Here is a 25,235-nt window from a genome sequence, read left to right as displayed (position 1 = left end):
AGGTGGGCATCGCACGATAGCAGGCCCGCACGGAACAGCCCACCATGCCAAGCACCGAAACTGTCCGACGACAGCGCGCCATCGGCGGTGCGGCCGGCGTTGCCGTGCTCGCTTTTGCCCTGTTCTATCACTTCTTTCCCGAGCTGATGCACGTGCAGCCGCACGCGCAGACGCCGGGGGCGCCATTGCGGGCCGCAGCCACCAACATGGGCTTTGACCAGCGCCCGCAGGGCAATGCGCAGATGGCCTCCGAAGTGGATGCAGGCCCCCCGCTGATGCTGGCTCCGGCGGCGGTGATCGCGGCCCGGCGCAAGGAGAAAACACCCGAAGCCCCGTTGCCGGATCAGAAGACGCCGGACTCCCCGGAGCTCACGGCTCTGCTCGACCGCGCCGACAAGGCGCTGGCTGCCGACCGTCTGGTGGGAGGCAAGGAAAGCGCGGCCACGCTCTACATGGAAGCGCTGAAAGAAAAGGCAGACAGCAAGCGCGCCACCTCGGGCCTGGCCGACGTGCGGGCTCGCCTCGTCGCGGAAATCGAACAGGACATCGCACTGGGCGACGCCGATGCGGCGAAGGATGCTCTGGCCACGCTGAAACCGCTGCCTTCCAGTGCGGACGACGTGCCGGCGTTGCAGCAAAAACTCGCCCTGCTTGAGCGCGTACGACCGTTGCTGGGCAAGGCCGCTGCACTCCTGCAGCAGGGCCATGCGGATCAGCCGCAGGGCAGCAGCGCGCTGGACGTGTATCGCGAAGTGCTCAGCCTGGATGCGGAAAATGCCGTCGCCGAGCTGGGCATTACCCAGGTGCAGCGTGCCGTGCTTGATCGCGCGCTGGCGGCCGTAGCGCAGAACGACTTCGCAGCAGCCGACACCGCGCTTGCGGAAGCGGCGGCCATTCAGCCCGATTCCCAGGCTTTGCAGGACACCCGCGGCCGCATCGAAGGCATGCGCCGCCAGAGTGGCGCCGCCATGCTGACGCAGGCGCGTTCGGCGCTGGATGCGGGCAATCTGGAACTGGCCCGAAACCTGGCCACGAAAGCGCAGCAGGTCAGCCCGGACCTGGGTGGCATCGACGACTTCAACGAGCGCATGACCAATGCGCAGCTGTACGCCAGTTATAAACCTGGCCAGGTCTTCGCCGACCGCTTCGTAGACAGCACCGGTCAGGCCCCGCCGATGGTGGTGGTGCCCACGGGCGCTTTCCAGATGGGCTCGCCGGACGGCGAGCGGGGCCACGATGCCAACGAGTCGCCGCAGCACGCCGTACAGATTTCCAAGGGCTTTGCGCTGGGTCAGAGTGCGATCACGATTGCGCAGTTCCGCGATTTCGTCCGCGCCACCGGTTACGTGCCGCAGTCCCAGTCGCTGGGTGGGGGCAGCATTTACGACGAATCCAGCGGCGGCCTGCGTGACGACGACTCGGCCACCTGGCAGGACGACTATTCCGGCCGCACGGGCCAGGACCGCCTGCCGGTCGTCAACGTGTCGTGGAACGATGCCAACGCGTACGCGAACTGGCTGTCCACGCGCACAGGCAAGAAATACCGGCTGGTCAGCGAGGCGGAGTTTGAATACGCCCTTCGTGCTGGAACGACGACGCGCTTCTGGTGGGGCGATGGCACCCCCGCGTCACGCGTGGAAAACCTCACGGGCTCCGGTGACCGCTCGCCGTCCGGGCGTCGCTGGAGCAATGCCTTTGCAGGCTATCGCGACGGCTTCTGGGGCCCCGCGCCCGTCATGAGCTTCTCGGCCAATCCGTTCGGCCTTTACGACATGGGCGGCAACGTGTCCGAATGGGTCGGCGACTGCTGGCACGACAACTACATCCGCGCACCGCGCACGTCGGAAGCCTGGGTCAATCCCGGCTGCGGGCGGCGGGTGGTACGGGGCGGCTCGTGGGGCAGCGCGCCGGACATGGTTCGCTCGGCCTATCGTCAGGGAGCCGACGCCACGCTGCGCAGCGCACGCGTTGGCTTCCGCGTGGCCCGCGAGCTCTGAGTTACCTGCCGAATTGAAATCACCGGATCGCTTGACCTTTGTCGCGGTCAGGCAACAATGGTGTGTCCGCGCGGGGCGGGATGCCGGGGAAGCACTTTGGCCACATCCATCATCGTGAGTTATCGCCCGTTTCCCGGCCGCACCGATCTGGTGGTGTCGCTGCTCCTGGAGAGCTACGCCGCCATGGCGCGCGCGGGCCTCATCACCGCTCGCCGCCCGTGGATCATGAACAGCGAAAGCGGCGACGTTGTGGCCGCGTTTGAAATGACTGACGAGTTCTCGTTCTCCGAGTCGGAGAAAATCCGCGAAATCAGCGTGCTTCGCGCCCGTTTGATGGGCGTATGCGAGCGCGTGCCACTATCGCAATTGAGCGAGACGGCGGCCCCATTCGCCCAGTTTCAGACGACGACGGGATATGCCGCTTCAGGCGCATAGCACCCGGCAGATTCAATGCAGCGTCACGTTTTCACAGGTACTGACGCGGTCGCCGGCCTGCACGGGCGTCTTCAATCCCAGCGCGAGATACCGTGAGTCGATGCCGTTGAGGCAAACCGAAATGCTCGGACGCAGCAACTCGCCATCGTAAAGCTCGTCCCGCAGCTGCGGCTCTTGTGCAAACAACGCCTCAAGCACATCGGCAATCGTCTCCCCCTTCAAGGGGATGCCACGTTCGGGCGATGCCGTTTCCTTTCCCTTTTTCATGACTGCCACCCTGTCCACTACCCGGGGCAAGGCTCGCGTGTGGGTGGCACCGTCCGCAATATGGCAAGTGATGTAGGCGCGCCCGGGGTGAAAGCCTGGAAACGGGCATTTTTGTTGATTCTGGTGGCCGACCACCGCCTTTCCTGTGCCCGTGCGCCAAAACGCTGGATACGTGCTTTATCTCAGCCCACGTGGCGGGCACAAAAAAACCCGCATCTGCGGGTTTAGTTGTTTGGTGCCGAAAGTCGGAATCGAACCGACACTCTGTCGCCAGAAACGGATTTTGAGTCCGTCGCGTCTACCAGTTCCGCCATTTCGGCACGGAGGCGAGATTATGAGGCAATCAGTGGACGCGGTCGAGACCCAACTGACGTTCATCGCGCAGATACCAGCCATTGCCTTCCGGCTGGAAGACGGCGCACTGGGTCATGCGGCCGGAATAGATGTGCAGGCTGACCGCGATGGCGGTGTCGCTGGGGTTGCGGATGGTGTGGTATTCGTGGGGCGGGATGAGGCTGCCGGCTGAGCCGGGACCTGCCTGGATCGAGCCCACCGGGCGGAAGTGGTAGCGCTGGTCGGTGTGGCCCAGAAGCTCGTACTGCACGATTTCCAGGGCACCGTTCCATACGCCTTCCACGCACCACATGCCGCTGTGATCGTGAATCTGGGTGCCCTGGCCGGGACCCCACGTCATGGCGACCACGCTGTAGCCGTGCTCGTCGCTGCGATACAGCTCGCGACGGGCGTAGTGGTCGCCGGCGGCTTCAAACACGCAGGCGGGGAGCTGCACTTCATTTTCGCGAATCAGGCGGCACAGCGCGTTGCGCAGGGTGTCGGTGATGTCGGGGGTGCTTTCCCTGGCGACCGAGGCGTCGATGGCGTCGATCAGTTTGCGGCTACCCGGAAAATCGAGGGTGATCATGGTGGGGGACCTGATGGAGGCGGAGCGTTGGGGCTTCGCCATCCATCATATCAGGGCCGCCCGTTGAGCGCTGCGAAGGCGCTCAGACGTCCAGTTCGCCCAGAAAACCGCCAATGGCGCGGCTGTAGTTCTCAATGTCCACGAGGAAGGCGTCGTGGCCCTGAGGCGAATCGAGGGCCACGAAGTTGACGTGGGCACCTGCCTGCTCAAGGCCGGTGGCGATGGTTTCCTGCTGTTCCAGCGGAAACAGGATATCGGTGCTGACGCCGATGACCAGCGCGCTTTGCAGATGGATGCGCGCGAGGCCTTTCAGCACGTCTCCGTCGCCGTATTCGCTGATGTCGAACCAGTCGCTGGCGCGCGACAGGTACAGGTAGCTGTTTGGATCGAACGTGCGGTTGAAGCGGCGCGCATGACCTTCCAGGTACGATTCCACCTGAAATTCAAAGCCGAACGGATCGTTCTCTTCGCGCTGGTCGGCATCCAGGCGGATGCGCGCGAAGCGTCCGTTCCACTCCATCGCGGAACGATACGTGATGACGCCCAGTTTGCGCGCGATGCTCATGCCGTGTTCGGGATAGCTTGCGTCGCTGTACTGCCCGTTGTTCCAGTGCGGATCGAGGCGGATGGCTTCGCGCTGAAGTGAGCGGATGGCAATCGCGAACGGCTGAGCCTGCGGCGCGGTATCCACGCTGATGTGCGTGCGTGCGCTGCCCGGATGCAGCAGCATGTATGCCAGCGCACTCATGCCGCCCATGGAGCAGCCGACGAGGCAGGCCAGCTGCGTAATGCCCATGCCGGTCACGGCTTCGTGCGCTGCATTTGCCACATCTTCCAGAGCAAGCTCCGGGAAGGTGAGGCGGTAAGGCTCGCCAGTGGCAGGGTCGATGGACGCCGGACACGTGGAGCCTTTGTCGCTGCCCAGCGAGTTGATGCAGATGACGTGGAAGCGGTCGGTGTCGAACGCCTTGCCCGGGCCGATCATGTCTTCCCACCAGCCACGTGACGGATCGTCGGCGTTGGAGGCCGCGTGCGCGCTGGGCGACAGGCCGGTCAGGATGAGGATGGCATTGGAACGTGCGGTGTTGAGCTCACCCCAGGTTTCGTAGGCCACGCGTGCGCCTGCGAGCGAGCCGCCACGCTTCATGGCAAAGGGGGAGGAGAGCTGGTGGTAGCGTCGAGCGTCGCTCATGGGCGTCTCATTCAATGCGTGCGGTCGATGACGAGCGTGACCGGCTCGGTGCGTGTGGTGTCGACAACGCCGGCGTCGCCTTCCAGATCCCCAGGCTGGGCGATGGCCTGACCGCTGTGGCTGATGCGCGCAGCGATGGTCACCCGGGGTGCGGACGATAGCGGACGGTCGGGCGTCATCGCCATCGCGTCGCTCAGTGTCACGCTGGTGGGAAGTGTGTCGGCGGAAAGTCGGGCGACGGCCAGCGGCATGGGCGGGCCGTTGGGTAAGCGCGCAAAGACGAATAGCGTGTCGCCGGGCGCCAGTTTTGCGCGCAGCGATTCGGCCAGCGAAACGTTGATCGTCAGCTGCGTGCCAGGGGGCGCGGATGCTTTAGGGGTGCCTGCGAGCTCGTCGGCCTGCGCAATCTGCTGGGCCACTGCTCGCGCCACGCCGGAATCCGGGTCGAGCATCGGTTGCAGACGCTTCCAGGTAGCGGATGCTTGCGCATATTGCCCGTGCTGGAACTGGCTGATGCCCAGCAGCCATAGACCGCGCTGGCTTTGCGGGTCCAGGGTGACGGCGCGCTGGAGCAGGTCGGCCGCGCGTCCTTCGATGCGGTGATCGGGGCGCACCAGCGAATCGGCTTCTGCCCAGCCGACCATGGCAATGGGGTTGTCTGGTCGCGCCTTCAGCGCACCATCGAAGGCCTGCCGCGCCTCGGCGGGCTGTTTCAGCATTCCGTAGGTCTGGCCAAGAAGAAGCCACCCTTCCACGTCGTCAGGGTGCTCAGCCAGGCGCTGGCGCAGGTCGGCGATGGCGTCGTCGATGGCCACGGGCGATGCCCTGGGAACACCGGCGAGTGTCGCCGTGTTGCCTGTCATGGCGTAGATGCCCACGGCGCTCAGGGGCACCACGAGCGCGATGACCAGCATGGTCACGAACACGCCTCGCGAGCGCCCGTGGCGACGTCCTTCGCGAACCATGGGTACAAGCAGCAGTGCCAGCGTGATGGCGAGCATCACGGCAGCGATGGTGTAGAAAGTGATCGTCACCAGTCGTCCTCACTGTCGGCGGGCGGCAGCGCCGTGTCGGCAGCCATGCGGCTGCGCCGGCGCACCTGAATCCAGACCACCGTTGCACCGGCGATCAGCAGCACGCCGGGACCGAACCACAGAAGCCACGTGCCCGGTTCCACGGGCGGCTGGTAAAGCACGAACTTGGAGTAGCGCTCGACCAGATACGCCTTGATCTCATCGTCGCTTTTGCCTGCCTGCATCAGCTCGAAGATCTTCATGCGCAGGTCGTGCGCAATAGGTGCATTGGAATCGGCCAGCGTTTCGTTCTGGCACATCGGGCAGCGAAGTTGCGCGCTCAGCTTCTGGAAGCGTACTTCTTCGGCATGATCCCGGAAGGGCAGCGGCTGGATGGCCTGGGCCAGGCATGCCCCGGCAAAGAACAGCGCGGCGAGCAGCAGGAGTGCGCGACGCATCAGCGGTTCTCCCGGCGCAACGCGTCAATGGCGGGTCTGATTTCCCGAGCCAGATCATCGGGCGTCAGCGGCCCCACGTGCTTGTACCGGATGAAGCCATGGGCATCGACCAGGAAGGTTTCCGGCGCGCCATACACGCCGAAATCCAGCGCGCCGCGACCGTCACGGTCGGCCACGATCACATCGAATGGGTTGCCATGCTTTGCGATCCATGCCGACGCATCAGCCGGATCGTCCTTGTAGTTGTAGCCGACCAGCGTCACGCCCAGCGCGCGTGCTTCGTTCATCAGCACAGGGTGTTCGTGCACGCACTCGATGCACCAGCTGCCGAACACGTTCAACAGATACGGCTTGCCCAGGAGCGAGGCTTTGGTCACGCGGCGGGAATTGTCGCCCAATACGGGAAGATCGAAGTCGGGTGCCGCGCGGTCGATCAGCGGCGACACGATTTCCTGCTGGTCGTGTTTCGTGTTGTACCAGATGCCAAAACCGAACAGCGCGGCCAGCAGCAGGAAGGCAAAAAGGGGTAGCAGACGCGTCATGCGGGTACCACCTGGTTGGCGGCAGCGGCGCGTTTGGCGCGGAAACGTCGCTCGCCCGCGGCCACAAATCCGCCCAGCGTCATGAACAGGCCGCCCAGCCAGATCCAGCGAATGAACGGCTTGTAGTAGAGGCGCAATGCCCACGGACCATCCACGTGCGCGGCATCCATCGGCTCACCCAGGGCAACGTAAAGGTCACGGAACACACCTGCGTCGATGGACGATTCGGTTTGCACCTGTCCGCGCGTGTAAACGCGCTTCTGCGGATGCATCACGTGGACGGTAGCGCCATCGCGCATCACGGTGACCACGCCCTGATCGCCCTGCCAGTTGGGGCCAGCAGACTCCTGCACGCCATCGAAGCGGAACGTGTATCCGCCGATGGTTTCGGTCTGGCCCGGTGCAAGGCGCGTGTCGCGTTCGATGCTCAGCGATTCGGAGAGCATCACGCCCATCAGAAACACCGCAACGCCGAAATGGGCGAGCAGCATGCCCGCCATTTCGGCAGGGAAGCGCCGGCCGCGCGGCATCTCGCGCCAGCGCTTTGCCACATACGACAGCGTGCCGACAGCGACCCAAGCGGCCCCTGCGATGCCCGCGATGGCGCGCAGCCTGCCGTCCGCGAAGAACCAGCCCGCCACGGCGCAGATCACCGCGGCGATGCCTGCACGCAGCGCGACGGTGGTCAGCGATTTGCCCTCGCCACGCCCCCAGCGAAGGTACGGGCCGAAGGGCAGCAGCAGCACCACGGGCGCCATCAGCAACACGAACAGGAAGCCGAAGTACGGCGGCCCCACGGAAATCTTGCCAAGATTCAGCGCATCGCCAATCAGCGGGAACAGCGTGCCCAGCAGCACCATGGCGGCGGCGGTGGCAAACAGCAGGTTGGCGACCATGATGGCGGTTTCGCGCGACAGCACGGCAAACGGTTTGCCACCTGCGACCTTCGGCGCACGCACGGCGTACAGCGCCAGCGAGCCGCCGATCACCACGATGAGAAACCCGAGGATGTACAGGCCGCGACGCGGGTCCGAAGCGAATGCGTGCACCGAGGTCAGCACGCCGGAGCGCACCAGGAAGGTGCCCAATAGCGACAGCGAGAAGGCAAACAGCGATAGCAGTACTGTCCAGGCGGGCAGGGAGCCGCGCTTCTCTGTCACAGCCTGTGCGTGGATCAATGCCACGCCCACCAGCCAGGGCATGAACGACGCATTCTCGACCGGGTCCCAGAACCACCAGCCGCCCCAGCCCAGTTCGGCATAGGCCCACCAACTGCCGGCGACGATGCCGCCGGTAAGGAATGCCCAGGCCACATTGGTCCACGGACGGGCCCAGCGCACCCATGCCTGTTCGAGTTCGCCGCCCAGCAGCGCCGCGATGGAAAACGCGAACGCGACCGAGAAGCCGACGTAACCCATGTAGAGCACGGGCGGATGGAAGGTCATGCCCGGGTCTTGCAGCACCGGATTGAGGTCACCGCCATCGGCGGGCATCGGCAGTTCGCGCAGGAACGGGTTGGAGGTGAAAAGGATGAAAGCGAGGAAGCCGACCGCGAGCCATCCCAGTACACCCAGCACGCGGGCCACGAACGGCTGCGGCAGGTGGCGGCTGAAGGCGGCCAGTGCGACGGTCCATACGTTCAGGATGAACACCCACAACAACATGGAGCCCTCGTGGGCGCCCCAGACGGCCGTGACGCGGTAGTACCACGGCAGCGCCAGGTTGGAATTGTCGGCGACAAACACCACCGAGAAATCGAACGACAGAAACGCGTAGATCAGGATCGCCATCGCGGCGCTGACGAAAATCGCCTGACCGATGGCGGCTGGGCGTGCCACAGCCATCAGCGCTGCATTGCCTCGCCATGCACCCACGATGGGCAGCACGCCCTGTGCAATGGCCAGCAGAAGCGCCAGGATGAGGGCGAACTGACCCAGCTCGGGGATCACGGTGACGGGTCCTTCGCGGCAGCCTCGTCGATCTTCCTGTTTTCGTGCGCCTTGGCCATCGCGTCCTTGAGCTCCTTCGGCATGTAGGTTTCATCGTGCTTGGCAAGCACTTCGGTGGCGATGAACCGCGCGCCATCCATGCGACCGCTGGCGATCACGGACTGGTTGTCGCGGAACAGGTCGGGAAGGATGCCGGTGTATTCCACGGGCATGGCGCCTGCGGCGTCCACGACGATGAAGCTTACTTTCAGGCTGTCGGACGCGCGCTGGATGGAGCCGGCCTTGACCATGCCGCCAAGGCGGAACGTCTTGTATTGCGTGGCCTGTCCACCCTGCACCTGGCTCGGGGTAAACAGGTAATTCATGTTCTGCTGCAACGCGAAGACGGTCAGGCCAATGGCGATGGCAGCGGCAACAACCACCGATGTGACGATGATCAGACGACGCTTGCGGGTGGGATTCATGCAGTGGTTCCGGGACGGCGGCGCGCTTCAGAGCGCGCCATGCGCGAACGCAGTTGGCGCAAATGACGACGGCGGCGGGCAATCGGCGCGAGTGCGTCGATCAGCAACACCACGAAAAAGACAGCGAAGGAAGTCCACACGTAGAACGCGTAGCCCCCCATGGCGAAGAAGTGGCTCATGAGCGGGCGTCCTCGCCAAGCGCGATGGCACGCACCCACTCCTTGCCGCCTTCCGAAGCAATGAGCTCGGCACGCACGCGCGCGAACAGGCTCGCTACGTAGTACAGCTTGGTGGCGGCCATCATGGTCAGCAGCGGCCACAGCATGCTGGCGTCGATGCGCGACGGCCCAACCAGGCGCACCGTGGAGCCCTGGTGCAGCGTGTACCACCAGTTGACCGAGAAGTGCACGATGGGCACGTTGACGATGCCGATCAGCACAAGGAACGACGCGGCGCGTGCGCCCTGGCGACGATCCTCAAAGGAGTGATACAGCCCGATCACGCCGATGTAGAGAAACAGCAGCACCAGTTCGGAGGTGAGTCGCGCATCCCACGTCCACCAGGTGCCCCACATCGGCTTGCCCCAGAGGGAGCCGGTGACCAGCGTGATGAAGGTGAATGCGGCGCCGATGGGCGCGGATTCCATCGCGACGATTTCGGCGATCTTGATACGCCAGACCAGCCCGACAAACGCCGCCACCGCCATCGCGCCATAGATGAACAGGCTCATCCATGCACTGGGCACGTGGATGAAGATGATGCGGTAGGCATCGCCCTGCTGATAGTCCGCCGGAGCAAGCACCAGGCCGCCATACAGGGCCACGGCAGCGGCCAGGATGGCGAGCGTCAGTGCCCATGGGCGCACGATGCCTGCGAACCGATAGAAGATCGGCGGCGAGCCAAGCTTGTGCAACCAGAGGGGAACCCAATTAGCCATGTGCTCTCGTCCTAGTGTGTGCGCGCGCCAGCATAGTCAGGCATCCATGGCGATGCGCAGCGCCGCGGCGCAGGCCAGGGGGCCAAGCACCAGGGCAAGGGCCAGTGCCGCGCCCAGCCACGCGATGGGAGCAGCAAAGGGCAGCCCGTCCTGCGCAGCGGCCACGGCGCCCGCGGCGAAGATCACCACAGGCACGCACAAAGGCAGCAACATCAGCGCAAGGAGCATACCAGAGCGCCTTGAGCCCGCCGTCAGGGCCACCAACACGCCTCCCAGTAGACTCAACAGGGGTGTGGCTAGCAATAGCGCGGCGACCAATACCGGCATCGCGGCGGTGGGAAAGCGCAACATGCTGGCCAGCACGGGCGCGATGACAATGAGTGGCACGGCCGAGGTGATCCAGTGGGCCAGCAGCTTGGCCCCCAGCAGCAGGGGCAGTGACTGTGGTGCGAGCATCCACTGCTCCAGCGATCCGTCTTCCACGTCGGAACGGAACAGGCTGTCCAGCGACAGAAGCATTGCCAGCAGCACCGTCACCAGCACCACGCCGCCAGCGATCCGCGACAGCAGCGCCGCATCCGGCCCCAGTGCGAACGGAAACAGCGTGGTAACGATCACCGCGTAGAGCACCGGCATGGCGATATCGCCGCGGCGACGCCAGGCTAGCAGGAGGTCGCGGCGGAACAGGGCCACGCAGGCTGCACAGGTGCTGCCGGGCGTCATGGGTGGATCCGGATGCGACGGGGTTCATCGCCGGCGAACGCGACAGCGCCGTGGCTGGTGACCAGCGCGGCGCCACCACGGGCTGCATGGGATGCGAGCAGCGTATTGACCAGTGCGATGCCTTCGCGGTCGAGATTGGCGTATGGCTCGTCCAGCAGCCAGACGCGCGCTGGCAGGATCAGCAGCCGGGCGAGCGCGGCGCGTTTCTTTTGTCCGGCAGAAAGTCGACGCACGGGTTCGTCTTCGTAGCCGGCAAGCCCCACGGCAGCCAGCGCCGTGACGATGTCGCTGCCGGGGCGTGCGCCATACAGGCCCTGGGCAAAACGGAGGTTTTCCCGTGCACTGAGGTCGCTCTTCAGACCCAGGTGATGACCCAGGAAAACGACATGGCCAGCGGTGGCATCGCGGGTATAGGGCTGTCCGTCGAAACGCAGCTCGCCCTCATCGGTGTGCAGCATGCCGGTGAGGATGCGCATCAGCGTGGTCTTGCCGCTGCCGTTGTCGCCTTCGATCAGGGCAATGTCGCCCGCGTGCAGCGCAAAATCCAGAGGGCCGAATACCTGCTCGTCCTGGCGCGTGAAGCTGAGCGCAAGGGCTTCAATGAGGGCGTTGGCGGAATCGGCTGCGCACATCCGCCCCATTGTCCGTGCCTGCCGCGGGCTTGTCCATGAGGCGGCAGCTCGCGTCAGCGCGCGGGCAGCGGCGGAAGGGTGGCCTTGAGGGTGGCAACCGCGTCGTCGAGGTTCACGCCCGACACATCGGTGTGGCCTTTGAGCAGCTGTTCAATCAGCGTGTCCTGCGCGCGGCCGCGTTCCAGCGCGTAGTGATATGGCAGATGGGTGAAGGTGACCATGCGATAGCGCGGCATGTAATGCGCTGGCGCGCGCTCGGCCAGCAGGCTGCCCAGTTCGCGCTTGCGCAGATAATGCGGATCGGCGACGGAATCGCGCATCTCGATGTAATTTTCCAGCGCCATCGCGGCGATGGCATCGGCATTGGGCTTGCGGCGACGCTGGAATTCGGCGAACACACCGGCAATGTCGTCGGGTTCGGCCTCAAGTAGCGGAGCCAGTTCAGCCGCATCCTCGAAACCACAGTTCATGCCCTGGCCATGGAACGGCACGATGGCGTGGGCCGCATCGCCGATCAGCAGCGCGTTGCCTCCGATGTGCCAGCGATCCAGATACAGCGTGGCCAGCGTGCCCACCGGGTGCGCCGACCAGTCCGCGTTGAAATCCGGCATGAGCTTTAGCGCGTCGGGAAATTCGTCGCGGAACAGCGCTTCGGCACCGTGCGCATCCGGCAACGTGGCGAAGCTGGGATGGGGGCCGGTGTTGGGTAGAAACAGCGTGACCGTGAAGCTGCCCTCGCGATTGGGCAGCGCAATGCACATATAGCCACCGCGCGGCCAGATGTGCAGCGCGTTCGGTTCGATGGCGAAGGGCTGGGACGCCGGGCCGGGCGGGATTTCCAGTTCCTTGTAGCCGTGTCCCAGTTCTTCGATGCGCTCGCCGAGCGGCGTGTGCGCATGCATCGCGGCGCGCAGCGCAGAGCCTGCGCCATCGGCGCCCACGAGCGTGGCGGCTTCCACCTGGCGCAGCACACCTGCGCTGTCGCAGAGCGTGGCGGTGCCGGCAGCGAAATCCGCCGAGGCAAGGCCCTGATCGAAGTGGATGGTGGCGCCAGCGGCTTCGGCCGCGTCGAGCATCAGCGTGTTGAGGCCGCCTCGCGACACGGACCAGATGACTTCGCTGTCGTCCACGCCGTAGCGGTGCAGGCTGCTGGTGCCCGCGTCACGGTCGTGCACCATGCGTCCGCGCATCATCACGGCCTGAGCCAGCACATCGTCGGCCAGACCCGTTGCGCGCAGTGCGTTGAGGCCGCGTTCGGCCAGGGCCAGATTGATCGAGCGACCGCCCAGGAAGCCGGCGCGCCTGGGATCGCTGCGCTTTTCAAAGACCGTGACGCGGAAGCCGCGCTGGGAAAGCAGGGTGGCGATCAGCGAGCCGACGAGGCCCGCGCCAATCACGGTGATGTCTTTGCGAGCCATGGGCCGGCGCCGATGTGAGGAAGACGGGGATTATTGCAGGGCAACGCGTCGTGCGTCGCAGCGCCGGGAGGGTAAAACCTGCCCGGCGTGCTCGGGGTCAGCCCGACTTCTTGCCGCCGCGCGGAGGCGTGCGCGGAGCGGTGGGCGGCTCCGGCTTCTGGGTCGCGGCATCGAGGAAGCCCCGCTGCATCGACTTCCACACATCGAGGTTGCGCTCAGTCATCTCGTTGAGCATCGACCACGGGGTCTGGCCCATCAGGCTGTTGAGCTGGTTGCGGAACTGCTGCTGCTGGTCGAGGAAGACCTGCAGGCTGCGCTCCAGATACGGTCCCATGAAGCCCTGCAGCGAGTCGCCGTAGAAGCGGATGATGTGGGACAGGAGCTGGGGCGACAGCATGGGCTGCCCGTGCTCCTCGTGCTCGGCGATGATCTGCAACAGCACGGATCGGGTGAGATCCTCGCCCGATTTGGCGTCGCGGACCTCAAACGTTTCTCCGTCGAGCACGAGCTGGCGGACCTCTTCCAGCGTGATATAGCTGGAGATCTCCGTGTCGTACAGACGACGGTTCGGATACTTCTTAATGATGCGAAGGGTTTGTGCCATGCGGCAGAAACTACCACGAGGTATTGCGCCGCACCAGTTGTCCTAAGGCACGGGATTTATTTCGGGAAAACTGTAACCACTCCTTCAACCGATCCAAATGGCGCCCCGTCCGGGGTGGCGGCGGCCTAGTGGGCCGCCGCGCCTCCGGCATTGCCAAACGGCGGCCGGGCAAACCAGAGGATGGGAATCAGCGCCAGGAACAGCACCGCGCACCCGAAGAAGACGTCGTTGACGGCGAGGGTGGCCGCTTCACGGGTCACCAGCTGATCCACCACCGCCAGACCCGGCTTGCCCGGGATGCCCATGCCCTGAAGCTGCTGGACGAACTGGGCGGTCGCCGGCACGGCGGGTGAGACGTGCTCCGTGAGCACCGCGTGGTGATATTCGGTGCGGTGTTGCCAGAGCGTGACGGTCAGGGCGGTGGATACGCTGGAGGCCAGCGTGCGGCAGAAGTTGGACAGGCCCGACGCCCCCGCGATCTGATCCGGCCGCAGGCCCGACAGAAAAATCTGGTTCAGCGGAATGAAGAAGCAGGCGATGGCGATACCCATCACGAAGCGCGGCAGCACCAGCGTGGCGAACGAGGCCTGGCTGTTGAACGTGGAAAACCAGTAAGCCGTGAGCGCAAACACCATGAAGGCGAAGGTCACCACGGCGCGCAGTTCCAGCCGCTGGATGTTCTTGCCGATGATGGGTGAGACCACGAAGGCCAGAATGCCGACCGGCGCGGTGGCAAGACCTGCCCACGTGGCGGTGTAGCCCAGTGTGGTCTGCAGCCATAGCGGGAACACGACGCTGATGCCGAAGAAGGCCAGCATGCCCAGCGACAGCGCGGTCACGCCCACCGTGAAATTGCGTCGGCTGAACAGCGACAGGTCCACGACCGGATGCCTGGCGGTGAGCTCCCAGATGACCAGGAACACCAGTGCCACCAGTGCGATCAGGCCCAGCGTGAGGATCATCGGCGAGGCGAACCAGTCGTGGTCGTTGCCGTTGTCCAGCATGAACTGCAGGCAGCCCACGCCGACGATCAGCAGGCCCAGGCCCACCACGTCGATGGGCGCGCGCACGGTCTTGGTTTCCCGATGGCGCAGGATGCTCCAGGTGATGATGCCCGCGAGCGCACCCACCGGCACGTTGATGTAGAAAATCCACGGCCAGGAGAAATTGTCCGTCAGCACGCCACCCAGGATGGGGCCGAAGATCGGCGCGACCACGACGGTCATGGCCCACATCGCCAGCGCAATGCCTTGCTTGGTCTTCGGATAACTGGACAGCAGCAGCGTCAGCGACAGCGCCACCATCGGCCCGGAACCGGCACCCTGCAACAGGCGGAAGATCACCAGCATCGGCATGCTGGTGGCCAGGCCGCACAGCATCGAGAAGGCCACGAACAGGCCCACGGAGAAGCAGAAGGTTTTGACTTCACCAAACCGCTTGGCCAGCCAGCCAGTCAGCGGCTGCATGATGGCGCTGGCCAGCGCATAGGAGCTGATGGCCCAGGTGCCTTCGCTGGAACTGACGCCCAGGCTGCCCGCAATGTGCGGGACCGCCACGTTCACGATGGTCATGTCGAGAATCTCCATGAACGTGGAGAACGCGACGGCGATGGTCAGCAGGACAAGGGGCAGGCCGCTGAGCGGTTTCAGCGGCGCCGGGCTGTCGGCAGCAAGAGTCGGTTCGGCGGCCATGGGGCGTCAGAGCTTCGCTGCACCGAGGTTGTTTTTCACGATCTCGTCGGCGGCAGCATCGGCGCGTGCGGCGATGTCGTCGTACACCGTGGTCTGCGCGACGGCCTGATCGCTGGCCGTGCGGGCCAGCACGTCGCCATTGCTGTCGGTGATGTTGACGGTGACCGTGGTCGACAGGCCGACACGCAATGGGTGTTTGTCCAGGTCGGCGTTGTCGATGGCAATGCGCACCGGAACACGCTGTACCACCTTGATCCAGTTGCCCGTCGCATTCTGCGCCGGCAGCAGGGAGAACGCGCTGCCGGTGCCGGCACCCAGGCCCACGACGTGGCCGTGGAATTCCACGCTGCCGCCGTAGATGTCGGCTTCCACGCGGGCGGGCTGGCCAATGCGCACGTGACGCAGCTGGCTTTCCTTGAAGTTGGCATCGACCCAGAGGTTATGCAGCGGCACCACGGTCATCAGCTGCTGGCCGGGCTGCACACTGTTGCCCACCTGCACGCTGCGCTGGGCAACGTAGCCGTCCACCGGCGCGACGATGCTGTTGCGCTGGGCGTTGACCCAGGCCTGGCGGAACGTGGCGCGGGCCTGTTCCACGGCGGGGTTGTTGGCTACTTCGCTGCCGTCAACCAAGGCACTGGCGGCGTCTGCCTGACGCTGGGCAGCGTCCAGCGCCGAACGGGCGCTGTCCACGGCGTCGCGTGCGTGCTGCACTTCTTCCGGTGCCACGGCCTTCTCGGCCAGCAGGGGAATGCGGCGCTTCAGGTCCTGCTCCGCGCGCTTGAGGTCGAGCTGGCGCGCCGCCACAGCGGCATCCGCGCTGGCAGCCGACTGGGTCTGCTGGCGCACCTGGCGCACGGCCTGGGCGAGACCGCTGCTGGCCTTGCGCAGGTTCACGTCGGCGTCGGTGGCGTCAAGCTTGACGAGAATCTGGCCGGCTTTCACCAACTGGGTGTCATCGGCGAACACGCCGGTGACAATGCCCGGTACCTGGGCAGAAATACCTACCTGGTTGCCGCCCACGTAGGCGTCATCGGTCTTTTCCCGCTTGGAAAACACCAGCAGCCACAGCAGAAACCACGCCAGGCCGGCCACGATGAACACCAGCAGCGCGATCAGCAGTGCGCGCCGGCGCTTGCCCGCGTCCTTCGGGGCATTGCCGCTGTCGTTGTCCAGCGGCTTGTCGGAAGCGATGGCGCTCATGGGGTGGGGGCTCCGTTCGTGCTGTGCGTGGAAGAGGAAAGGGGTTCGGCTTCGCGGCGGTAACCGCCGCCGAGTGCCTGAATCAGGCGCACGTCCGTGGACAGCGCCTGTGCGTGAAGGTCGATGTCGGCATCGCGCTGGCCGAGCAGCTGCGCCTGCGTGGCCAGCTGCTCGCGGTCGTCGCGCACGCCCTGGGCGGCGCGTGCCTTCGCCGTGGCGACCAGGGTCTGCATGGAAGCGACCTGCGTGGCCTGCTGCTGGCGGCGGCCGGCAAGCTGCTCGGCGCTCAGCGCCTGGGTGGCGACGTCACGGGCAGCCGTGGCCACCGTGGAGTTGTACTGAGCGATGGCGGCGTCCAGCTGGCTGCGACTCACGCCGTAGTTGGCCTCGAGCGCGCCCCCTTCAAAGATCGGCAGATGGATCGCGGGCGTCAGGCCGAACGTCCGGCTGCTGGCGCTGAAGACCTTGTCCATGTCGATGCTGGACAGGCCAGCCATCGCGGTGAGGCTCACGTCCGGGAAGAATTGCGCACGGGCCACATCGGTCTGCTTCACCGCAGCTTCGACCTGCCAGCGGCTGGCGGCGATGTCCGGGCGCCGGGCAAGCAGGTCCGCGCCCACGTTGGAGGGCAGGCCGGGGGCCACCTCGGGCAAGGGCCGGGGCTTGAGCTGCGCCAGATCGGCGGGCGTCACGCCCACCAGCGTGGCCAGGGCAGCGCGGCGGATATTCGCCGAGCCCTTCAGTGCTACCTGTTGCTGACGCGCACCGGCCAGTTCGGCCTCAGCCTGGGTCACGGTGTCGGGCACGTCCACGCCCTGGCGAACCCGCAACTGCGCAATCCGCAGGACACGGCCGCGCGCGGCGACCAGATCCTCAGCGAGGCTGGCGCGTGCTTCGTCGGCCAGCCAGCTGAAGTACATGTCGGCTACCGAGCTCTGAATGGACAACGCGGCAGCGCTGCGCTGGGCTTGTGCGGCACGGGCCTGATCAATGGCCGCGCCAATGGCGTTGCGCTTCTTGCCCCACCAGTCGAAGTCGTACTGAAGCTGGATGCCGAGATCAGCCTGGTTGTACCAGGTGAAACCGAGGAACTTGCTCGGAATGATGCCGTTCTCGCTCATGCGCTGGCGCGCGACCTGCGCGCTGCCATCCACGCGCAGACCGGTCTGTGCAGCAGCGACGCGGATGTTCTGCTGGGCGCTGTCCACGCGGGTCTTGGCCTGGGCCAGATCCGGGGAGTTCTGCATGGCCCGGTCCATCAGGCCATCCAGCTGATCGTCGTGATACGCGCGCCACCAGCTGGTTTCGGGCCAGCCCGGGCGGGTACTTGTTTCCAGACCGGCCAGCGGCGCCTCATCGCGCAGTGCGGGTGGGGTGACCCGGGTGGGAATACTGCAAGCCGCCAGTGCCACGGCAAGCGACGCAGTCAACACGGTGCGGGTAAGGAAGGATCGTGTCATGAACGCTCGTCCATATGCTTCTGCTCGATATGCAGGGCCAGCTTTTTCAGAAGCGCTTCGAGTGTCTTCCGCTCGTTGGCGGTGAAACACGAAAAAGCGTCGACTACCGGGGGGAGAAGGGGAGGAAGCAGTTTTTTGACGAACCGGCGCCCGTTTGGCGTGATGCGCAGCACCACCTGGCGGCGGTCTTCCACGGCATGCGCGCGAGTGATGAGTTCGCGCTTTACCAGCGCGTTGGCGATACGCGTCATGTTGGTCGCGCTCTGCTCGGCCAGCGCACACAGGGCACTGGGCGTGGCGCTGCCGTCTTCGCTGGCAAACAGCATCATCAGCGTACGGAAGTCACTGTCATTCATGCCATGCGGCTTCAGCCGTTCTTCCAGATCACGCAGCACGGCGCCACCGACCAGAAGGAGAAGGCGTGCGAGTGCTACCTCGCTGCGAGGCAGTTCGGGAATGAACTCGCTGACGCGATCCACCCCCTCATAGAGCGCATCAACACAGGAAGTGGCGTGTGGCATTTCAGTGGCTAATAGTTCGCTGGTGAACTATTAGCCTAGCAAGCGTCCTTCTGGAGGCGCAAGTAATTCGTGTGTTCAGATGCCGAAAAGCCGGCGGGCATTGGCGCTGGTGGCGGCCGCCACCTCGTCCGGCGATTCACCGCGGAGCGTCGCCACAGCCTCCAGTACGTCCAGCATGAAAGCAGGCTCGTTGCGCTGGCCGCGGCGATGAGCGCAGGGCTGATCGGGGGCATCGGTTTCCAGAAGCAGAAACTCAATCGGCATGCGTGCGACGATATCCCGCAGGCGGTGCGCGCGCTCGTAAGTCACCGGGCCACCGATGCCCAGATGGAAGCCCAGCTTCCACAGGTTGTTGGCCTGCTCCTGGCTGCCGGAGAAGCTATGCACCACGCCACGCAAGCCGGCGCGCTTCTTCACGGCCTGGGTGACTTCTTCCACGGCGCGACGCGCGTGGAGAATGACGGGAAGGCCGGTGTCCTCTGCCATATCCAGCTGCTCATGGAAAAAGCGGCGCTGCCGGTCTGCGTCGAGGCCTTCGATATAGAAATCCAGGCCGATCTCACCCACCGCGACGGCGTGCCGGTCGCCCAGCCAGCGAGGAAGATCATCCAGATGGGTGTCGCGATGGTTGTCGAGAAAAAGTGGATGAAGCCCATACGCCGCGTGAACGCCGGCATGATTTTCCCTCAAGCTGTCGATGCGACTCCATGAGGCGCGATCCACGCCCGGCACCACCTGGGCACTGATTCCGGCCTCGCGCGCCCGCTCGAACATGGCCTCGCGATCGGCATCAAAGCTGGCATCGTCCAGGTGTGCATGGGTGTCGATCAGGTCACGCATCGAGGTCTCAAAAGCGGGATGGTCACGCCAGTCTAAGGCGTTGTTCAGTTTATTGACTGTCAAATGCAGTCAATGCGACTTCCGGGAGATGGGGCCATCGCGCCATCGAAGTTGCCATCAGGAGTTTAAGGGTATGAGCAGGTTGATGATTTCCGTGCTGAACGTGAGCCTTGGCGCCGCCATGGTGCTTGGCCTGTCGGCCTGCAATCGCGATGCAAACGCTGATGCAGGCGTGGGTGGTTCGATGGGCGGCACCAGCGCCCAGGCGGCGGGCCCGAAGTACGGCCGTGTTGTATCCGTTGACCCGGTGCGCGAGGCAGCCAGTGCGCCGCGCCAGGAGTGCCACGATGAAGTCGTCACCACTCGCGCACCTGTAAAGGATCAGCATCAGATCGCAGGTACGGCGATTGGTGCTGTAGCGGGTGGCCTTCTGGGCAACCAGATCGGTGGCGGCAAGGGCCGCACGCTGGCGACCGTGGCAGGTGCCGTGGGCGGTGGTTATGCCGGCCATGAAATCCAGGAGCGTCGTCAGGAAACCAATACCGTATCCAGCACGCGTCGACGCTGCACCACTGTGCAGGGTAGCAGCGATCAGCGCGTGGTGGCTTATGACGTGAAGTACGAATACAACGGCGTTACACGCACGGTTCGCATGGATCACGACCCGGGCGATCGCGTTGAAATACAGGAAGGCGTCATCGCGGTTTCCGACGCTCGTCACTGATTCGCAGCATCCACTTTTTTAGCGAGGTAGTGTCATGCAAACGTTCCTGAGCAAGGCCATGCTTGTTGCGGTTACGGCTGCCACGCTGACGCTCGCCGGCTGCGAAACGCAGCCGTCGCGACCGGCGTATTACGGTAATGGTGGCAGCGGTTATTCGCACGCCACCCGCGGTTGCCAGCAATGCGGAGTGGTTGACGATATCCAGCAGATCTACGTGCAGAAGCAGTCCGGTTCTGCCGCCGGCACCATTCTTGGCGCCGTGATCGGCGGCGTGCTGGGTAATCAGATTGGACGCGGCGACGGTCGCACAGCTGCCACCGTGGTGGGTGCAGTGGGTGGTGGTGCCATCGGAAACCAGATCAGCAAGAACAATGGCGAGGATGTCGCGTTCCAGGTGCGCATTCGTCTGGACAATGGTCAGTGGGCTACGGTGACGCAGCGGGAAGATCCGCAGTTGCGTCGCGGCGATTATGTCGAGATTCGTGGCGATCACGTCTACCGGCGTTAATCTTATGGACGCATAGACGTCCATATGAAATCGTGAGAAATAAAAAAGGCCCTCTTTCGAGGGCCTTTTTTTGCCTTGACTTCCGTGATTTCAGTTCACGGCGTAGAAGGCATGATCGCCGATGGTGCGTACCGGGCGTCGCGCCGACCATGCAGGCGATACGGCAACGGTGGCGAAGTGATCTGCCTGCGGAACATAGACCAGGCGTTCACTCTTCGGGAGGCTCCAGTTGTTGATGGAGTCGCCGGCGATCTTCCACGCCTTCGTCCATGCAGCAAGATCGGTAACCTCAAAACTTTGCGGTGTGGTGGTGATCGCGAACTGTCGCGGAGAGGAAACCACTTCGCATACGTTGCTGCCCCATGCGCCACGATCACGTCGGCGAAGGGCGACTTCCGCCACCGCATACTGCCCGATGGTCGGCTCACTTCGTGCTTCAAGGTAAACCGTCGTTGCCAGGCACGTCTGGTCAGCGAGGTTGCTTGGGAGGACGGACGCCATCCAAAGCAGCATGGAAAGTTTCATCGTGTTTCTGCCTCCAACGAGCTTTTCCGCCACAGGCTGACTTTTTATTTAAGCCATGGTGCGTATGAGCGGTGGACGGGCGGGCAGGCCGTTACCACCTGGATTGACCGCGTGGCCCGGTACATGGGCCTGCGGGCGCCACAACTATGTGGCTTCAATGACCGGCTGTCCGAGGCCGGTCGAAGATGTGCTGCATGGGGAGCGGCAACGCTTTGCGGCGGCTCCGGCAGCTACTGGCGCATCAGGTGATGCGCTTCCTTTCCTCCGCCCTTTTGGGGCGGGCCGCGCCAGAACCGTCTTCAACGACGGATCGTCGCGTGATGGGGTTGTTCCAGAAACAACCACACAAAATGATCGGCGGAGCCTAGTGGCGTAACGACGATTGTGCAAGTGCACGTGCAGCACGATTCAGGTAAGGCTCATGCATCGCACGGAACAGCGCCTGGCAAATTGTTGACGCGAAGTTCACGCAGCGAACGTCTCAAGTATATGCAACTGGCCACCATCGAATTCAAGTCGGCCATTGGTTGTAAGCGCATCATCCAGTACCGCAAGAGCCTGCGTGACACCATCGATGTGCACGCATGAAAGCACAATGCCGACACCGCGATTTGAGATGTTTATCGTGCTGCCTGCATGTAGTGCCTGCGACGATTCGACGCGATGCAGATGACGCTTGTGACCGCCGCGGTAATGCAGTCGCGCAACGATCTCCTGCCCCGGATAGCAACCTTTATCGAATGCAACGGCGTGCAAACGCTCCATCGACAACGCGGGTGCAAGCAACGTATCGAGTGCTTCATCAGCAAGCCACGGATGTCCGTGCGCAATGTCGTGTGCATGCCATGCGTGCGTGTCTTTCGCATGCTCACTGCCAATGCGTATGGCGTAATCACCAAAGCCGAACACGATATTTTCGTCATCTGCGATCACCGTGTTCGCGGACAGCGCGGGCGCGTCAGCGATGACATGGCGGTCGTTTGCGCGGAGGGTGACCTTGGAGCGAAATAAGAATCGCTTCAGGCCATCGGCAAAATCGGCGGCCTTGCCACCCCGCAGGAGCAGGGTCAGGGTCTGCGGGCCGGTGCGCGCCACCATGGCCAGGACCTTGACACGGCCCTGCGCATCGAGCCAGCCACTCCATTGCCACTGGCCCTCGGCCAGGCTGCGCACGTCCGAGCTCAGCTGGGCATGGGCGAAGGCGAGGGCATCGGGGCCATCGAGGGTCAGGATCTGGGCTGCGCGATCAGGCATGTACAAGCCGCTTTGTGAGAAGAAGGCGTAAGATATGAGGACTGTTGGGCGATAATCCAACACATGTGAAGGTTGTACTCGCGTTAGTGAGGTATTACGCTTCTCAGGCTTTGTTATTAAAAACCATGTCCGATACCACCTCCCAACCTGATGGTCAGCACGGCCCCGCTTCGGCGGAGCAAGTTGTGGTGCCTGTTGTCCCGAAGGACGACAAGCAGCAGGTCGAGCGGGCACCTCTGGACCCAACGCGTTATGGCGATTGGGAAAAGAACGGGCGCTGCATCGATTTCTGATGACCGCTGCCCGTGGGCGGCGATCGTGCAGGAAGGGAAGAGGTTTAGGGCGTCAAGCGATTCCAATCAGGATAGCCGCCATGGCACAAACGGGACGACCACTCTCTCCGCATCTTCAGGTCTATAAGTGGCAAGTGCAGATGGTGACCTCCATCCTGCATCGCGCCACGGGTATCGCACTCGCCGCTGGCAGTTTGCTGATTCTCTGGGGTCTGATTGCCCTGGCTTCTGGCCAGGACGCATTCGACAGCTTCCGTGCATGCGCCGGCAGCGTGATTGGCCTGATCGTCCTGATCGGCTGGACCTGGGCTTTCTTCTTCCACCTTTGCAACGGCATCCGTCACCTCGTGCAGGACGGCGGTGCGGGTTATGCGATCCACCAGTTCGTGCGTTCGAGCTGGATGTCGATCGGCCTCAGCCTCGTGCTGACGGTGCTGGTGTGGGCTTATGTGCTTGTCGGAGGTGCAGCATGAGCAAGGATCTGCGCAATCCGCTCGCCCGGGCCCGCGGCCTCGGTTCGGCAAAGGAGGGCGTTGGCCACTGGTGGAACCAGCGTGTCACGGCCTTCGGGCTTGTGTTCCTGACGCTGTATTTCCTGGTGACCGTGCTCGGCCTCATCCATTCGGACTACGCCACGGCGCGCGCCGTTGTTGCGAAGCCGTGGAATGCGGTGCTGCTGGTTGCCCTGATCGTCACGATGTTCTGGCATGCCGTGCTCGGCCTGCAGGTCGTGATTGAAGACTATGTCCACACCCGCTGGCTTGAGGTTCTCTCGCTGGTGCTCATCAAGTTCATCGCCGTACTCGGCACGCTTGCGGGCGTGCTGGCTGTGCTGCGCGTTGCGCTGGGAAGCTGATTGATGGAAGCCTACAAGGTTCAACAACACAAGTACGACGTGATCGTGGTCGGCGCGGGCGGCGCGGGTCTTCGCGCGACGTTCGGCCTGGCCGAGAAGGGCCTGAAGGCCGCGTGCATCACCAAGGTGTTCCCGACCCGTTCGCATACGGTCGCGGCACAGGGCGGCATCTCTGCTGCGCTGGGCAACATGGGTGAAGACGACTGGCGCTTCCACTTCTACGACACGATCAAGGGCTCCGACTGGCTCGGTGACCAGGACGCCATCGAGTACATGTGCCGCGAAGCCATTCCGGCCATCGTGGAACTTGAGCACTACGGCGTGCCGTTCTCCCGTACGGAAGACGGCAAGATCTACCAGCGCCCGTTTGGCGGCATGACCACCCATTACGGCAAGGGCACCGCGCAGCGCACTTGCGCCGCCGCCGACCGTACCGGCCACGCCATTCTGCACACGCTGTATCAGCAGGCGCTGGCGCACGACGCCACGTTCTTCATCGAATACTTCGCCATCGACCTGATCTTTGACGAAGACGGTGTTTGCCGCGGCGTGCTCGCCCTGGACATGAACGAAGGCACGCTGCACGTGTTCCGCGGCCATGCTGTGGTGATGGCCACCGGCGGTTACGGCCGCGCGTACTTCAGCGCCACGTCCGCGCACACCTGCACGGGTGATGGCGGCGGCATGGTGCTGCGTGCGGGCCTCCCGCTGCAGGACATGGAGTTCGTGCAGTTCCACCCCACCGGCATCTACGGCGCAGGCTGCCTGATCACCGAGGGTGTGCGTGGCGAAGGCGGTTACCTGACCAACTCCGAAGGCGAGCGCTTCATGGAGCGCTATGCGCCCAACGCCAAGGATCTGGCATCGCGTGACGTGGTCAGCCGCGCCATGACGATCGAAATCCGCGAAGGTCGTGGCGTGGGTCCGAACAAGGACCACATCCACCTCAACCTGATGCACCTGGGCGCGGAAGTCATTCACGAGCGCCTGCCGGGTATTGCCGAGTCGGCCCGCATCTTCGCTGGCGTGGACGTCACGAAGGAGCCGATCCCGGTTCTGCCGACCGTTCACTACAACATGGGCGGCATCCCGACCAACTATCACGGCGAAGTGGTCACCAAGCGTGACGACAACCCCGATTCGATCGTGCCGGGCCTGTTCGCCATCGGTGAAGCGGCATGCGTGTCGGTCCATGGCGCCAACCGCCTGGGCTCGAACTCGCTGCTCGATCTGGTGGTGTTCGGTCGCGCCGTGTCGCATCGTTGCGCCGAGCTCATCAAGCCGGGCACGCCGCACAAGGATCTGGCCCCCACCGCGCTGGACAAGGCGCTGGCCCGTTTCGACGCCATCCGCTACGCCGACGGTGGCACGCCCACCGCCCAGATTCGCGCTTCCATGCAGAAGACCATGCAGTCCGATGCTGCCGTGTTCCGCACGGGCGAGACGCTGAAGGAAGGCGTGACCAAGATTTCCGAGGTCTACGACCAGTTCAAGGATGTGAAGGTCAGCGATCGCTCGCTGGTCTGGAATTCCGACCTGATCGAAACCCTGGAGCTTTCCAACCTGCTTGCCCAGGCCGTGGCTACCATGCACTCGGCAGAGCAGCGTCCCGAAAGCCGCGGTGCGCACGCCCGTGAAGATTTCCCCGATCGCGACGACCACGAGTGGCAGAAGCACACGCTCGTCTGGGTCGACGAAGCCGGCAAGTCCAGCTTCGATTTCCGTCCGGTGCACATGTATACCCTGACGGATGACGTCGAGGTTGTGCCGCCGAAGAAGCGCGTTTACTGATACCGGTACTGGAGAG

At 64.1% G+C, this 25,235-nt stretch carries 29 protein-coding genes and 1 tRNA gene; 8 read left to right on the top strand and 22 right to left on the bottom strand.

The features are described 5' to 3' along the window. The first annotated feature begins 44 nt into the window (after positions 1-44). Complete coding sequence (locus FHW69_RS15000; RefSeq protein ID WP_183423898.1) at positions 45-1,997, top strand: formylglycine-generating enzyme family protein; 1,953 nt, start codon at positions 45-47, stop codon at positions 1,995-1,997. Positions 1,998-2,093: 96 nt separating this feature from the next. Continuing rightward, positions 2,094-2,432 (top strand): hypothetical protein, encoded by a 339-nt coding sequence (locus FHW69_RS14995; RefSeq protein ID WP_183423897.1) that lies wholly within the window; start codon positions 2,094-2,096, stop codon positions 2,430-2,432. A gap of 12 nt (positions 2,433-2,444) precedes the next feature. On the opposite strand, the gene FHW69_RS14990 is transcribed toward FHW69_RS14995, so the two are convergent. The 20 genes from FHW69_RS14990 to FHW69_RS14895 form a co-directional block, all read right to left on the bottom strand. Then, positions 2,445-2,699 (bottom strand): MoaD/ThiS family protein, encoded by a 255-nt coding sequence (locus FHW69_RS14990; protein WP_183423896.1) that lies wholly within the window; start codon positions 2,697-2,699, stop codon positions 2,445-2,447. Between the two features lie 233 nt (positions 2,700-2,932). Then, a tRNA-Leu gene (locus FHW69_RS14985) sits at positions 2,933-3,019 on the bottom strand. Positions 3,020-3,042: 23 nt separating this feature from the next. Next, positions 3,043-3,621, bottom strand: coding sequence for a cysteine dioxygenase family protein (locus FHW69_RS14980; protein WP_183423895.1), 579 nt, complete (start codon positions 3,619-3,621; stop codon positions 3,043-3,045). 82 nt (positions 3,622-3,703) lie between these two features. Then, on the bottom strand, positions 3,704-4,813 hold the full coding sequence (locus FHW69_RS14975) for a homoserine O-acetyltransferase (protein WP_183423894.1): 1,110 nt from the start codon (positions 4,811-4,813) through the stop codon (positions 3,704-3,706). Between the two features lie 11 nt (positions 4,814-4,824). Then, positions 4,825-5,847, bottom strand: coding sequence for a tetratricopeptide repeat protein (locus FHW69_RS14970; protein WP_343204034.1), 1,023 nt, complete (start codon positions 5,845-5,847; stop codon positions 4,825-4,827). Then, positions 5,844-6,284 carry a cytochrome c-type biogenesis protein gene (locus tag FHW69_RS14965; RefSeq protein ID WP_183423893.1) on the bottom strand — a complete coding sequence of 147 codons (441 nt, stop codon included), beginning with the start codon at positions 6,282-6,284 and terminating at the stop codon, positions 5,844-5,846. The genes FHW69_RS14970 and FHW69_RS14965 overlap by 4 nt, the downstream gene beginning before the upstream one ends. Then, positions 6,284-6,826 carry a DsbE family thiol:disulfide interchange protein gene (locus tag FHW69_RS14960; RefSeq protein WP_183423892.1) on the bottom strand — a complete coding sequence of 181 codons (543 nt, stop codon included), beginning with the start codon at positions 6,824-6,826 and terminating at the stop codon, positions 6,284-6,286. Before FHW69_RS14960 ends, FHW69_RS14965 begins: the two co-directional genes overlap by 1 nt. After that, positions 6,823-8,775 carry a heme lyase CcmF/NrfE family subunit gene (locus tag FHW69_RS14955; protein WP_183423891.1) on the bottom strand — a complete coding sequence of 651 codons (1,953 nt, stop codon included), beginning with the start codon at positions 8,773-8,775 and terminating at the stop codon, positions 6,823-6,825. The genes FHW69_RS14960 and FHW69_RS14955 overlap by 4 nt, the downstream gene beginning before the upstream one ends. After that, the gene (gene ccmE / locus FHW69_RS14950; protein ID WP_183423890.1) at positions 8,772-9,239 is read right to left on the bottom strand and encodes a cytochrome c maturation protein CcmE; all 468 of its coding nucleotides are present in this window, start codon (positions 9,237-9,239) and stop codon (positions 8,772-8,774) included. The genes FHW69_RS14955 and ccmE overlap by 4 nt, the downstream gene beginning before the upstream one ends. Further along, a complete protein-coding gene (gene ccmD / locus FHW69_RS14945) occupies positions 9,236-9,418 on the bottom strand; it encodes a heme exporter protein CcmD (protein ID WP_183423889.1) in 183 nt (60 codons plus the stop codon). Before ccmD ends, ccmE begins: the two co-directional genes overlap by 4 nt. Then, positions 9,415-10,176 carry a heme ABC transporter permease gene (locus FHW69_RS14940; protein ID WP_183423888.1) on the bottom strand — a complete coding sequence of 254 codons (762 nt, stop codon included), beginning with the start codon at positions 10,174-10,176 and terminating at the stop codon, positions 9,415-9,417. The genes ccmD and FHW69_RS14940 overlap by 4 nt, the downstream gene beginning before the upstream one ends. A gap of 36 nt (positions 10,177-10,212) precedes the next feature. Beyond that, positions 10,213-10,899: a heme exporter protein CcmB gene (ccmB, locus tag FHW69_RS14935; protein WP_183423887.1), complete on the bottom strand. Its 687-nt coding sequence runs from the start codon at positions 10,897-10,899 to the stop codon at positions 10,213-10,215. Further along, on the bottom strand, positions 10,896-11,531 hold the full coding sequence (gene ccmA, locus FHW69_RS14930) for a cytochrome c biogenesis heme-transporting ATPase CcmA (RefSeq protein ID WP_183423886.1): 636 nt from the start codon (positions 11,529-11,531) through the stop codon (positions 10,896-10,898). Before ccmA ends, ccmB begins: the two co-directional genes overlap by 4 nt. A 53-nt stretch (positions 11,532-11,584) precedes the next feature. Further along, on the bottom strand, positions 11,585-12,949 hold the full coding sequence (locus FHW69_RS14925) for an NAD(P)/FAD-dependent oxidoreductase (protein ID WP_183423885.1): 1,365 nt from the start codon (positions 12,947-12,949) through the stop codon (positions 11,585-11,587). A 97-nt stretch (positions 12,950-13,046) separates the two neighbouring features. After that, on the bottom strand, positions 13,047-13,553 hold the full coding sequence (phaR, locus tag FHW69_RS14920; protein WP_183423884.1) for a polyhydroxyalkanoate synthesis repressor PhaR: 507 nt from the start codon (positions 13,551-13,553) through the stop codon (positions 13,047-13,049). 125 nt (positions 13,554-13,678) lie between these two features. Beyond that, a complete protein-coding gene (locus FHW69_RS14915; RefSeq protein WP_183423883.1) occupies positions 13,679-15,244 on the bottom strand; it encodes a DHA2 family efflux MFS transporter permease subunit in 1,566 nt (521 codons plus the stop codon). A gap of 6 nt (positions 15,245-15,250) precedes the next feature. After that, positions 15,251-16,447, bottom strand: coding sequence for an efflux RND transporter periplasmic adaptor subunit (locus FHW69_RS14910; protein WP_183423882.1), 1,197 nt, complete (start codon positions 16,445-16,447; stop codon positions 15,251-15,253). Continuing rightward, positions 16,444-17,907 (bottom strand): efflux transporter outer membrane subunit, encoded by a 1,464-nt coding sequence (locus FHW69_RS14905; protein ID WP_183423881.1) that lies wholly within the window; start codon positions 17,905-17,907, stop codon positions 16,444-16,446. The genes FHW69_RS14910 and FHW69_RS14905 overlap by 4 nt, the downstream gene beginning before the upstream one ends. Further along, on the bottom strand, positions 17,904-18,428 hold the full coding sequence (locus tag FHW69_RS14900) for a MarR family transcriptional regulator (protein ID WP_183423880.1): 525 nt from the start codon (positions 18,426-18,428) through the stop codon (positions 17,904-17,906). The genes FHW69_RS14905 and FHW69_RS14900 overlap by 4 nt, the downstream gene beginning before the upstream one ends. 75 nt (positions 18,429-18,503) lie before the next feature. Next, positions 18,504-19,268 carry a TatD family hydrolase gene (locus FHW69_RS14895; protein WP_183423879.1) on the bottom strand — a complete coding sequence of 255 codons (765 nt, stop codon included), beginning with the start codon at positions 19,266-19,268 and terminating at the stop codon, positions 18,504-18,506. Between the two features lie 133 nt (positions 19,269-19,401). Between FHW69_RS14895 and FHW69_RS14890 the strand changes: the two genes are divergently transcribed. Next, a complete protein-coding gene (locus FHW69_RS14890; RefSeq protein ID WP_183423878.1) occupies positions 19,402-19,992 on the top strand; it encodes a glycine zipper 2TM domain-containing protein in 591 nt (196 codons plus the stop codon). A 34-nt stretch (positions 19,993-20,026) separates the two neighbouring features. Beyond that, positions 20,027-20,500 carry a glycine zipper 2TM domain-containing protein gene (locus FHW69_RS14885; protein WP_183423877.1) on the top strand — a complete coding sequence of 158 codons (474 nt, stop codon included), beginning with the start codon at positions 20,027-20,029 and terminating at the stop codon, positions 20,498-20,500. Positions 20,501-20,590: 90 nt separating this feature from the next. Here the strand turns inward: FHW69_RS14885 and FHW69_RS14880 are convergent, their stop codons facing one another. Together FHW69_RS14880 and FHW69_RS14875 are read right to left on the bottom strand one after the other, a co-directional pair. Beyond that, positions 20,591-21,025 carry a cell wall hydrolase gene (locus tag FHW69_RS14880; protein WP_255494828.1) on the bottom strand — a complete coding sequence of 145 codons (435 nt, stop codon included), beginning with the start codon at positions 21,023-21,025 and terminating at the stop codon, positions 20,591-20,593. Positions 21,026-21,490: 465 nt separating this feature from the next. Next, positions 21,491-22,279: a folate-binding protein YgfZ gene (locus tag FHW69_RS14875; RefSeq protein WP_183423876.1), complete on the bottom strand. Its 789-nt coding sequence runs from the start codon at positions 22,277-22,279 to the stop codon at positions 21,491-21,493. 125 nt (positions 22,280-22,404) lie between these two features. Here FHW69_RS14875 and FHW69_RS14870 point away from each other — a divergent pair, with 125 nt between their 5' ends. The 4 genes from FHW69_RS14870 (at position 22,405) to sdhA (ending at position 25,219) form a co-directional block, all read left to right on the top strand. Beyond that, positions 22,405-22,572, top strand: coding sequence for a DUF1674 domain-containing protein (locus FHW69_RS14870; RefSeq protein ID WP_183423875.1), 168 nt, complete (start codon positions 22,405-22,407; stop codon positions 22,570-22,572). Positions 22,573-22,652: 80 nt separating this feature from the next. After that, positions 22,653-23,045: a succinate dehydrogenase, cytochrome b556 subunit gene (gene sdhC / locus FHW69_RS14865; RefSeq protein WP_183423874.1), complete on the top strand. Its 393-nt coding sequence runs from the start codon at positions 22,653-22,655 to the stop codon at positions 23,043-23,045. After that, entirely contained in the window at positions 23,042-23,428 is a 387-nt protein-coding gene (sdhD, locus tag FHW69_RS14860; protein ID WP_183423873.1) for a succinate dehydrogenase, hydrophobic membrane anchor protein, read from the top strand. The genes sdhC and sdhD overlap by 4 nt, the downstream gene beginning before the upstream one ends. Before the next feature lie 3 nt (positions 23,429-23,431). After that, the gene (sdhA, locus tag FHW69_RS14855; protein WP_183423872.1) at positions 23,432-25,219 is read left to right on the top strand and encodes a succinate dehydrogenase flavoprotein subunit; all 1,788 of its coding nucleotides are present in this window, start codon (positions 23,432-23,434) and stop codon (positions 25,217-25,219) included. Positions 25,220-25,235: the final 16 nt, after the last annotated feature.

This window comes from Luteibacter sp. Sphag1AF (assembly GCF_014192715.1).
Lineage (GTDB): Bacteria > Pseudomonadota > Gammaproteobacteria > Xanthomonadales > Rhodanobacteraceae > Luteibacter.
Note: the sequence above shows the minus strand (reverse complement) of the source record. Positions and strands in the feature narration are given on the sequence as shown.